This is a genomic window from Mesorhizobium sp. B264B1B, assembly GCF_020165765.1.
Classification (GTDB): domain Bacteria; phylum Pseudomonadota; class Alphaproteobacteria; order Rhizobiales; family Rhizobiaceae; genus Mesorhizobium.
This window is the reverse complement of the sequence record NZ_JAIUIS010000020.1, coordinates 107245-117875: the sequence shown is the minus strand read 5'-3', so window position 1 is coordinate 117875 and position 10631 is coordinate 107245. Positions and strand designations below refer to the sequence as shown.

9 protein-coding genes and 1 pseudogene are annotated in these 10631 nt (G+C 58.9%); 5 read left to right on the top strand and 5 right to left on the bottom strand.

What is annotated here, in order from left to right:
- Window positions 1–29: 29 nt before the first annotated feature.
- The 4 genes and pseudogenes from LB547_RS29475 to LB547_RS29460 form a co-directional block, all read right to left on the bottom strand.
- Window positions 30–648 (bottom strand): annotated as a pseudogene (locus LB547_RS29475) (integrase core domain-containing protein); the annotation flags it as partial.
- A 522-nt stretch (window positions 649–1170) separates the two neighbouring features.
- Window positions 1171–1425, bottom strand: a complete 255-nt coding sequence (locus LB547_RS29470) for a hypothetical protein (protein WP_140762000.1) — start codon at window positions 1423–1425, stop codon at window positions 1171–1173.
- Entirely contained in the window at window positions 1422–2996 is a 1575-nt protein-coding gene (locus LB547_RS29465; protein WP_140762003.1) for a glycosyltransferase, read from the bottom strand. The genes LB547_RS29470 and LB547_RS29465 overlap by 4 nt, the downstream gene beginning before the upstream one ends.
- On the bottom strand, window positions 2993–4225 hold the full coding sequence (locus LB547_RS29460; RefSeq protein ID WP_140762125.1) for a glycosyltransferase family 4 protein: 1233 nt from the start codon (window positions 4223–4225) through the stop codon (window positions 2993–2995). Before LB547_RS29460 ends, LB547_RS29465 begins: the two co-directional genes overlap by 4 nt.
- A 626-nt stretch (window positions 4226–4851) precedes the next feature.
- Here LB547_RS29460 and LB547_RS29455 point away from each other — a divergent pair.
- From LB547_RS29455 to LB547_RS29440, 4 genes are all read left to right on the top strand, one after another.
- Window positions 4852–6408, top strand: a complete 1557-nt coding sequence (locus LB547_RS29455) for an FAD-dependent monooxygenase (protein WP_140762129.1) — start codon at window positions 4852–4854, stop codon at window positions 6406–6408.
- 47 nt (window positions 6409–6455) lie between these two features.
- A complete protein-coding gene (locus tag LB547_RS29450) occupies window positions 6456–7154 on the top strand; it encodes a DUF2161 domain-containing phosphodiesterase (protein WP_140525192.1) in 699 nt (232 codons plus the stop codon).
- Between the two features lie 45 nt (window positions 7155–7199).
- On the top strand, window positions 7200–7607 hold the full coding sequence (locus LB547_RS29445; RefSeq protein WP_140498595.1) for a DUF930 domain-containing protein: 408 nt from the start codon (window positions 7200–7202) through the stop codon (window positions 7605–7607).
- 197 nt (window positions 7608–7804) lie between these two features.
- Window positions 7805–8491, top strand: coding sequence for a TerC family protein (locus LB547_RS29440; protein ID WP_140498596.1), 687 nt, complete (start codon window positions 7805–7807; stop codon window positions 8489–8491).
- Window positions 8492–8520: 29 nt separating this feature from the next.
- Here the strand turns inward: LB547_RS29440 and LB547_RS29435 are convergent, their stop codons facing one another.
- Complete coding sequence (locus LB547_RS29435) at window positions 8521–8946, bottom strand: hypothetical protein (protein ID WP_140561200.1); 426 nt, start codon at window positions 8944–8946, stop codon at window positions 8521–8523.
- A 311-nt stretch (window positions 8947–9257) separates the two neighbouring features.
- Between LB547_RS29435 and rimO the strand changes: the two genes are divergently transcribed.
- Window positions 9258–10571, top strand: coding sequence for a 30S ribosomal protein S12 methylthiotransferase RimO (gene rimO, locus LB547_RS29430; RefSeq protein WP_140498598.1), 1314 nt, complete (start codon window positions 9258–9260; stop codon window positions 10569–10571).
- The last annotated feature ends 60 nt before the right edge of the window (window positions 10572–10631 follow it).

The window sequence follows — 10631 nt, the reverse complement described above, 5'->3', positions numbered from 1 at the left end:
GGGTCCGTTCCGGACACATAGGTTACGGTTTATACCGGAGACATGGGTAACACTTTTGGCCCGAAGGGGTTTTGGAGTGGTTCGAGCCTGCATGTCTCATCATCGAAATATCCCAGATCATAGTGTATGAAGCTGACGAGCCAAATGCCATCGTCGACTTCGCTGATTCCGAACCTCTGGCCGGCGAGCACGGTGGAGATGTTGATTTTCTTCCTGTGCATGCAGATGCGGCCGCAGGCGGTGACAATGATGTCCTTGTCATGGAGAGGATATTCCAGCTCGGGTAGACCTTGATAGGCTCTTGAAGAAGCTGTGTAGAGCTCGGCTGGCACCTTCATGCCGATGGCCTCGTGCGGTCGCTCGGCATTGAATTCGCTCACGAAAGCATCGAACCTGGCCTGCTGCTGGAGGGCGTTCATGCCCGGCGGCCGGGTTGTCTCGGCCTTGAGCGTGCGGTGCATGCGCTCGTGGCGGCCGTTCTCGTGCGGGTTACCGGGTCTGATGCGCTCGACGCCGATGCCGAGCCTCAGCCAGAAGACCGACAGCCTGGAGAGATTGTAGAGGCTGTTGGGTTTGCGAAAGGAAGGCCATTGTCGCTCTGATCGCTTCCGGCAGGCCGCGTTCCTTGAACAGCCGAGCACAAGCCGAAGCAACTTGTCATTTGGGCCGACTGCTTCTGGTACATTTGCTCTAATCTGAACAATGTACTACAAACCCCATCGGGCGTAGGGGGAACTATGGATAGCTTTTTTTGGTGGACGGGCGCGTTCGTGTGGGCGTCGACGTTAGTCGCTGCAATAGTGAGCGTAACGATAGGATACGTAGTACTTTTTGGAGGAGACGATCTAGAAGAGAGGCCACAGAAGCGGCCCGACAAGCGTGTCCCTCTCGACACGCTGGATATGTAGCGCGACGCATGCCGAGTTTCATCGTCGATTTGATGCGTGACAGCAAAAAGCGGTGGAACGGGCCGAGGTTCGGGCCAAGAACGATGTCGAGGCCGCAAAGAACCGTGGGCCAATAACGATACGGTATGCGGATAGACCCCAGACCGGCGAATGGATCAGGGTAACGCACCCTTACGGCATTACGACTTGGTTTGAGGCGGATCGTTAGCGTTGCGCAGGCCGAGTTAAGCCTGGAACATCTTTCGCCAGTGATCCAGCATCTTTAAAGCAAGCACATTTTCCGAGTGACGGATTTCTGCGGGCCGCTTGCTGCGGCAACGGCGACATCGGCGGCAAAATCGAATGCAGCGGAAATGGCCTGTTTCCCATCTTCCCGCTTTTTCAGCTCGCTCAGCAGGCCGGTCATCACCAACTGAATGGCCATCGATTTCGCTTCCATACTGACCATCTGATCATGGTGCGCGGTGAGCGCAGCCCCGACCCGGTCGTTGTCTGGCGCCTTGCCGCCGCCCTTCATTTCGCTTCCACGGACTTCATGAGGTCCAGATACTCTTCCGCCACTGTCGACCAAGTTCTAGCCGCTTGATCCTCAAACAGCGGGCGCTGCGCATCGAGAAGGGCCTGCCTGTTATCAAGGCCCCATAGGATCTTGCGCAACATGTCTTTCCGATTTCGTGGATCAAAAGTCATAAGGTCGAGCAGGTCTTCGTCTCGAATAACTTCGGTCACCGCCGGGATGCGGCTCATCACAGAAGGCGTGCCCACCGAGTACGCCTCGGAAAACGTAAATGGGAAGCCGCCTTCGAACATGGTTGGCGTCACCGCAAGTGCAGCGAGCCGGTATAACGCTGCCAGGACCTTGTTTGGTACCGAGTAAAGCGAGATTACATCTCTTTGCAAGCCGCGATCATTTATGAAATCCTTGATCCGGTCAGTGTCTTCAATCCCGGCAGTAAGGATGAGTTTGACTGGCCGGTAATGCTCTCTTAGTATCTTCTCGTACGCAACGATCAATCCCTCAATGTTCTTATGAGGTCTGACCTGCGATGAATAGAACAGAAAAGGCACATCATCGAACCGGAAGCCATCCAGATATCGAGGGAGCACATGCCTTTTGCTAAACAAGTACCGATGTAGTACGTCGAGAGCTCCCGCTCTATTCCCGTGGGCTCCCTCGACCTCTCCCATATCGACGATGCCGTGGCGGATGACAGAAACCCTGTCGGGCGGGATACCCTGCCTTTCCACCATGTGATGTTGCTTCACGTGGTCGCTATAGCTGATCAGGTGATCGGCTGCCGCCAGGCTCGCCGTGATGCGCTCCAGGGAACCTTCAAAGTCCTCCCCAGTATATTGGGCAGGGTGCTCATAGAAGACGATATCGGGTGCCGCCATAACCACCTTTCCGTCCAGTGCAGCGACCTCTGGCCAAAACATCGATGGAACATACCAAACGTCCACATCTTTGCGACGGTTGAGCTTCCGTATCAGCCGCGATAGCTCGCTCTCACGAACGCGGTCGACGATGCCCATGGCAACTCTCGCCCTTTTCCTCGTTGCCACGTACTTCCGCTTGATGCGCAATGCGAAAGGTTGCCTCATGGCGCGCCTAATGCCTCGCCTTGCCAGAAAAACAGCCGTCAAGGACAGCGCGACAAACAAGACCGGAACGGCGAGTGCTAAGGCCAAGATGGCGAGAAGAAAGGCGCCGCCAACAAACACGATTGTCGACGATGTCGAGAGCCATGAAACGACGAGGTACAGGATCTTTTTAAGAACGCGCTTGACGCGAAACTGCCGAGCGCGTGGCTTTTTAGCCGGCTTACGAAAGTATTCCGACAGTCTCCAGATGCGAACGATGTACGGCACGCTATTTGTTGTGACGATATTAACACTGCTACGGGCGATCCCGGCATCATCTAAGAGAGCATTAATGTCGCCTCTCAGCCAAGATGGTCCGGCGATGGTAACGGAGATGCCTTTTGACCGAACTGCACCCTTTGCTATAAATCCAATTAGGCGCGAAATGCCTTCATGGGGGGCAAGCTGCTTAGGCGTGAAACCGAGGAAAATGCCAAGTCTCTTCACGCAACAATCCTGTTCAGCATGCCCCAATACTCCGTGGCGTAGTGTTGCCAAGAATGCTTTGAAAGCGTCTCCCTGGTTGGTAGCTTGAGCCGGACTTCGTTGGCTCTGGTTTCCATATCCTTCAAAGCGCCTGCCATTCCTTCGACAGATACGGCGCTGAAAAACTCCATTGGAATAGCAAACCTTTCCCCAATGTATCGCATCTGAGGATAGCCACTTACCAGCGAGGGGCAGCCGCACCAGGCAGCTTCAGCAACGGCAAATGTTCCATTATCGATCAGCGTTGGATGCCATAGAAATGCCGCGCCTGCCAGGGATTCAGCGTAACGCTCGTCTGAAATCTCGCCCTCAAACCGCACCCGATTTCTAAGAACTCTCGACCCTGCAATCTTTGCCCTGGCTTCTAATACGTGATCGTTGCTTGAAAAATATGATTTGTCACCAAATTTTGGGTCAAGCCATCGGCTGTTTGGGCCTAAGATCTTGACGTCCAGGGAGCCCTCCTTCTCCTCATAGTAGCGGATCAGCGCATCAAACGCCCTGGGGTGATTTTTATGTGGAGCAGGATTGGTCGGCCAGACGATGTACGAACGCTTCTGCTCTTGGACAGTCTCCGTTACGGGCAACCATGTTGGGTCAAAATCCATTGGTGCCAAGTGCACCTTCGAAGCAGGAATGCCTGCATAACTGATAGCGTCGAGTCTAGTTTGGGGCGTTGTAGTGATCACGGCGCTGGCTAGCCGAGCCGCCAGCATGAACGAGTGGTCGATGTCGCCCCAACCTGACTTGGGGAAGATGCCTGGGATGTACCGCTGGATATAGTCGGTCGCGAACACGATGTGCGGTTTTACAGGAGCCAGCGGCATTGCAAGACGGTCAGAAACAATTAGCCAGCAATCAGAATCGCTGCAGTTGTCAATTCCGTCGTCTGGAATTTGATACTGATCGAAGTCCAATTCAGCACTTTCGCCTTGGTTGCGCTTGATGGCAGCCACTTCTTTTCGAGATATCGTTCGCCAAGAGAATTCTCGAACCTCGATGTCATCGTTCACGAGGTCCGCAAAGACGGTCTCCAGATCGTATTCGCCCGCCAGCACAGCCACTCTGACACGGCAAGGGGTGCCGTCTTGCTGGCTGCCTTTGCTGATCATGCGCGCAATGGTTTTGGTGACGCGCAGAGAGCCACCCCGATACGGTATCGGTAGGATGATCGTTATGTGCTTGAGCAATGTCTGCCGTCTCGCCCTGAAAGATGTGGCTCTATAGCGCGGGGAAGATTGCACACACAACCTGTATTGCTGTTTGCAATGACACAACGCGCCACACTGGCGGTTGCCAAGCCTGAACTCGCCCTTGAAGTCGGCGCACCATAGATCGTTGGGCCGCATCGCCTGTGACGTGCGGCGACCTGGAGCCCTGCGAGCCGACGTGCCAAACATAACGCTTTATGAACGCATCCGCCGTCAGGAAGCCCTTAGGGTTGTACCACGGGAATGGCGCCCTGGAATACCATTCCATTCAAGCCGACCGACAGCGAAATTGCCACGAGACGAGCGAATCGAATAAGGCATCGGGCGTTTCATCGGTTCAAGCCTGAGCGCCCATGATTCCGTTCTGCATCGGCCGCAATCCCGTCCGTTGCGGATCGCTCACCGCAACGCTTTAGAGCCGGTGTCGGAAAAGGCAGACTTGGTTTGGTAAGCCCAAGTCCTTTCGGTAACGAAAGCTCTGGTCTTTGGCCTCCTGCAGGAGATCCCCACGACGAACATCGGACGCTTCTCTCGCGTCCAATCGTTCGTCCGTGGTTCTCAAATCCGAGGAACGCTCCGGTCGAACATCGACAAAGGAGCAGTTCATGCACAACCGCCATCTGGATTCCCATGACGTAATAATTGCTGGTGCAGGCCCTGTCGGCCTGTTCCTCGCTTGTGAGTTGCGCCTCGCCGACCTCTCGGTGCTGGTGCTGGAGCAAGCCGAAGATCCGCACTCCCCGTTGAAGCAGCTTCCGTTCGGGCTGCGCGGCCTCTCGGTGCCCACCATCGAAGCCCTCTACCGTCGCGGTCTGCTGGACGACATCGTCGCTCCACAAAGTGCGAGGGATGGGACGGGCAACGGTGGCGCTGCGACTGGCGCGCACTGGCTGGATCAACCGCGCCGTCCGGGCGGCCATTTCGCAGGTATCCAGTTCTTCCACGATGCCATCGACGCCGCGAAATGGCCCTACCGCCTGCCAGGTTCGGCCACCGCCGCAATCGCGGTCGAAATGGCGCATCTCGAATCAGTCTTGGCCGCGCGCGCAATCGCAATGGGAGTCGAGATCAGGCGCGGCTTCGGTGTCGAGGATTTCGATCAGACGGATGAAGGCGTGACCGTTCGCGCCGGCGGTGAGATTTTTCGGGGATTTTGGCTTGTCGGCTGTGACGGCGGGCGCAGCACGGTGCGCAAGGCCGGCGACTTCGCGTTCGTCGGTACCGATCCGGAATTCACAGGCTATTCCGTTCAGATCGAAATGGCCGAGCCGGACAGGCTCACGCCGGGCCGCCACTACACGCCGACCGGCATGTACACTTATCAAAGACCCGGTACCGTCGCGATGGTCGAGTTCGATGGCGGGGCTTTCCACCGAATCCGGCCAATCACCTGCGACCACGTGCAGGCGGTTTTGCGCCGAGTATCCGGCGCGGACATCACGCTGACGGCCCTCAAACTCGCCGCCACCTGGACGGATCGCGCCTATCAGGCAACGACCTACCGCAAGGGACGAGTGCTGCTTGCCGGCGACGCCGCGCATATCCATTCCCCCTTGGGCGGCCAGGGTCTCAACCTCGGGCTCGGCGACGCGATGAACCTTGGCTGGAAGCTGGCCGCCACCATCCGCGGCGACGCGCCGGACGGTCTGCTCGACAGTTATTTCAGCGAACGCCATCCGGTCGGGGCGCAAATCCTCGACTGGTCGCGCGCCCAGGTCGCGCTCATGCGGCCAAGCCCGGCAACGCGCGCGCTCGAAACCATCATCCGCGACCTGATCGACACGCGCGACGGCGCGACATACTTCGCCGAACGGATATGGGGTATTTCTCTTCGCTACGATCCTGGCGGCGGCCACGGGCTGGTCGGGCGCAGTGTTCCCGATTTCGAGCTGATCGGAGGAAGAAAAATCGGCGAGTTCCTCCGCACGGGCAAGGGCCTGTTCCTTGACTTTGACGCTTGCCCATCGCTTGAAGCGCTTGCAGGCCGCTGGGGCGACCGGATCACCTACGTCGCCGGAAAGGCCAGGGATCAGCTTGGCTTGAGCGCCGTGCTCGTGCGCCCCGACGGCTTCGTGGCCTGGGCTGGCGAGGATGACCCCAACCCGGAGGAAGCCGCTCAAGCCGCATCACGATGGTTCGGCGAACCCCGGAAAGGCATGTAGACCTGCTCCCGAGGCTTTTCGTGCCGAATCGGCTAAGCCTTGGGCCTATGAACGAAACCTCACTCTACGCGCCGGTGAAGCGGTTTCTCGAAAGCCTGGATTTTGCCGTGAAGGGCGAGATCGGCGGCTGCGACATTGTCGCGCTGCGTGAGGGGGAGCCGCCCGTCGTCGTCATTTGCGAGTTGAAGCTGGCGTTCAATCTCGAACTGGTGCTGCAAGGCGTCGACCGCGCGACCGCCTGCGACGAGGTGTGGCTGGCCGCGCGCATGTCGGCCAGGGGCAAGGGACGCGAGAGCGACGCCCGGTTCCGCAATCTTTGCCGCCGGCTTGGCTTCGGCCTGCTCGGCGTGACGGCGAGCGACCGGGTCGAGGTGCTCCTGAGTCCGGTCACCGTCGCGCCGCGCAAGAACCCACGGCGCCGCTCGCGGCTGGTCGACGAGCACCGCCGGCGCCGCGGCGATCCTGTCGCGGGCGGGGGATCGCGCAATCCCATCATGACAGCGTACCGCCAAAGCGCCCTCGCCTGCGCCGCGGCATTGGCCGACGGGCCCAAGCGCCCGCGCGATCTCAAGGCGCTGACGCCGCTTGCGCCGAAAATCCTGCTGCACAATGTCTATGGCTGGTTCGCGCGCGTCGACCGCGGCGTATACGATCTGACCGACGCCGGCCGTGCCTCGCTGATGCGTTGGCCGCAGCCATCGCACGATGAATCCCGACACGGGATTTTGAACGCGCCGAGTGCCTGAGCGCGGGACAACGCCCGGCCCTTTGGTTGATTTTTCAGACAAAATATGCTGCTTGTCCCGCCCATGAAGACACTCTGCACGACGGTCATGGCGTTCTTGACCCTGGCTTTTCCGGCCAACGCCATGGACAGCGCCTTGCGCGCAGGCCTCCTGAAACTCGACCCGCAAACCCGCCTCGAACAGCGCTGTGATGCTGAAGTCCTCGACCGGATCACCCATGACGACCGCAAGTACAAGGCGGATCGGGTGGTCGCTTACGCCTTTGCCACGCCGGTCATGAGCGACGACGCCATTAAGAGCCCAGGAGCCGCCTTCCGCAGCAAGGGGCAATGGTACCGGCTGAAATTCAAGTGCGAGACGGCGCCGGACCATATGGAGGTTTTACAGCTCCGCTACCGCATCGGCGACGAGATTCCAGAGACCGACTGGGCAAAATACAATCTCTACGATTAGGCGCTACGACTAGGTTTTCATTGCCGTTTCGGCTCGCCTGCCCGTGATTGTCGAATCCCCTCAATGGCGCCGCTGCAACGAAAGCGGTTTTGCGGCGTTGCCCGAAGCGATGTCTTGACGGCAAGGAACCATGTCTTTAGGGCGGGCTGGGCGATCGACAACGAACACTCGGCGAACAGGCAAGGGCTTCCAGGTCGATGGAAATATTTACTGCCGCAGGCTTATCGGCTCTTTTTCAGGTTATCGCGATCGATCTTGCGCTGGCTGGGGACAACGCCATCGTCATCGGCCTTGCGGCGGCCGGCTTGCCGGCCAGTCAGCGCAAACGGGCCATTCTGGTCGGCATCATCGCGGCCACCGTCCTTCGCATTTTCTTCGCCCTGATCACGCAATGGCTGCTGACAATTGGCCCCATGCTCCTCATCGCCGGCGGCCTGCTGCTGCTTTGGGTATGCTGGAAGATGTGGCGGGAGCTGGGTGTCAGCCACGAGCAGGAGCGCGACGCGACCGAAGCGCTGTCGAATGGCGATTTCGACAAGGATGGGACCATCGCCGGCAAGTCGCCGCGCAAGACCTTCTCGCAGGCCGCGTGGCAGATCGTCATTGCCGACGTCTCGATGTCGCTCGACAATGTCCTGGCCGTCGCGGGTGCGGCCATGAACCATCCGACGGTGCTGATCATCGGCCTCGCTCTGTCGATTGCGCTGATGGGCTTCGCCGCGTCCTTCGTCGCGCGCCTGCTGCACAAATACCGCTGGATCGCCTATATCGGCCTGCTGATCATCCTTTACGTCGCCGTGAAGATGCTTCTCGACGGCGCCGTGCAGCAGTTTCCCGACCAATTCGCTTTCCTGGCGCCGTGGTTCGGGTCGAGCGGCCACTGAGCTGGAGCCCTTGCGCCCGCCGATGTTGGTCAGTTTGAAATTGCAGCATAGTGGTTCATTCTAATTGGAATTGAACCGGTGCCCATCGGCGCGAAGAAGCATGTCCACCTATATCGCTGGTAAGGATCAAACTTCATATGGGGAATGATCGTTCGATAAAACGTCATTAGACGCTCGCAGATGTGGTATCGATCATCGGGCGCAGCCTGGACACGTTCTCTCGGGATAAACCACTCTGCTTCTTGTGGCTCATTCAAGTAGGTAGGGTGCAGCCTGACAAAATAGCCGTCTTTGGTCATCCTGACATCGTTGGAATCGATGGGGCGGCAATCCTTGTTTCCGCAGCAGTCATAGTGAAGAACGGGATCGGTCTTGCCAGTATACCAACCGTGTGCGTCCGCATCGCCGGGCAGCACAAGCCACGCCAATGCAATGTGTCCTAGCAACTGTCTCATGGGACTAGCCCCTCACCATTCTGCCTATAGCATATTAGTGAGTCCTAATCATAGCGCTGAAAGTCGCGTTGACTGGCTGCCATTACCCGACAATTCGCTTTAAGAGCCGCGAACCAACGGCTTTCGGCTTCTTCGCTTCGATCCGCACAACGAGATCGCCGATGTCGGAGAGCTTGCCTGTTTGCCTGATGGGGCAAGCCGTGCTATTGCGCCGCCCGACTTGAGCTCCTGCCAGAGCCGTGCAAACCGTTATATGTCGAGACTTCGAGCCGGATCAGCGTTTCCGGTTCATGTCCATTGGAACCTTGCCCATGTCCGCCCCGCGCGTCAGCTTCGTCAGTCTCGGATGCCCCAAAGCCCTGGTGGATTCCGAACGCATCATCACGCGCCTGCGCGCCGAGGGTTATGAGATCGCCCGCAAGCATGACGGTGCCGATCTCGTCGTGGTCAACACCTGCGGCTTCCTCGATTCCGCCCGTGATGAATCGCTCAACGCCATTGGTTCGGCGCTTTCGGAGAACGGCAGGGTCATCGTCACCGGCTGCCTGGGCGCCGAGCCCGATGTCATTCGCGAGAAGCATCCCAACGTTCTCGCCATCACCGGTCCGCAGGCCTATGAGAGCGTCATGGCGGCCGTGCACGAGGCTGCGCCGCCGAGCCATGATCCCTATATCGATCTGCTGCCGCCTCAAGGCGTCAAGCTCACGCCGCGCCACTATGCCTATCTCAAGATTTCGGAAGGCTGCAACAATCGCTGCACCTTCTGCATCATCCCGGCGCTGCGCGGCGACCTTGTCTCGCGGCCGGCGGCCGATGTGCTGCGTGAAGCCGAGAAACTGGCCAAGGCCGGCGTTAAGGAACTCCTCGTCATCTCGCAGGACACCAGTGCCTACGGCATCGACATCAAATACCAGGCCAGCATGTTCGGTGATCGTGAAGTGCGGGCGAAGTTCCTCGACCTGTCCGAGGAATTGGGCAAGCTCGGCATCTGGGTGCGCATGCACTATGTCTACCCCTACCCGCACGTGGCCGACGTCATCCCGCTGATGGCCGAGGGAAAAATCCTTCCCTACCTCGACATCCCCTTCCAGCATGCGTCGCCGCAGGTGTTGAAGAACATGCGCCGGCCGGCACATGGCGAAAAGACGCTTGAGCGCATTCGCGGCTGGCGCGATGTGTGTCCCGACCTCGCCATCCGCTCGACCTTCATCGTCGGCTTTCCCGGCGAGACCGACGAGGATTTCGAGATGCTGCTCGACTGGCTGGATGAAGCGAAGATCGATCGCGCCGGATGCTTCAAATATGAACCTGTACGGGGCGCGCGCTCCAACGAACTCGGCCTTGAGCAGGTGCCGCAGGAAATCAAGGAGGCGCGCTGGCACCGCTTCATGCAGCGCCAGCAGAAGATCTCGGCGACGCAATTGGCCAAGAAGGTCGGCAAGCGCCTGCCGGTGCTGATCGACGAAGCACATGGCACGTCGGCCAAGGGCCGCACCAAATACGATGCGCCGGAGATCGATGGTTCCGTCCACATCCAGTCGCGACGCCCGCTGCGCGCCGGCGACATCGTCACCGTCAAGGTCGATCGCGCCGACGCCTATGATCTCTACGGTTCGGCCGTCTGAGGGCTGCGATTTACCACATTTCGCGATAGTTCCGGCCATTTACCCTGTGCGGCCGCCGTC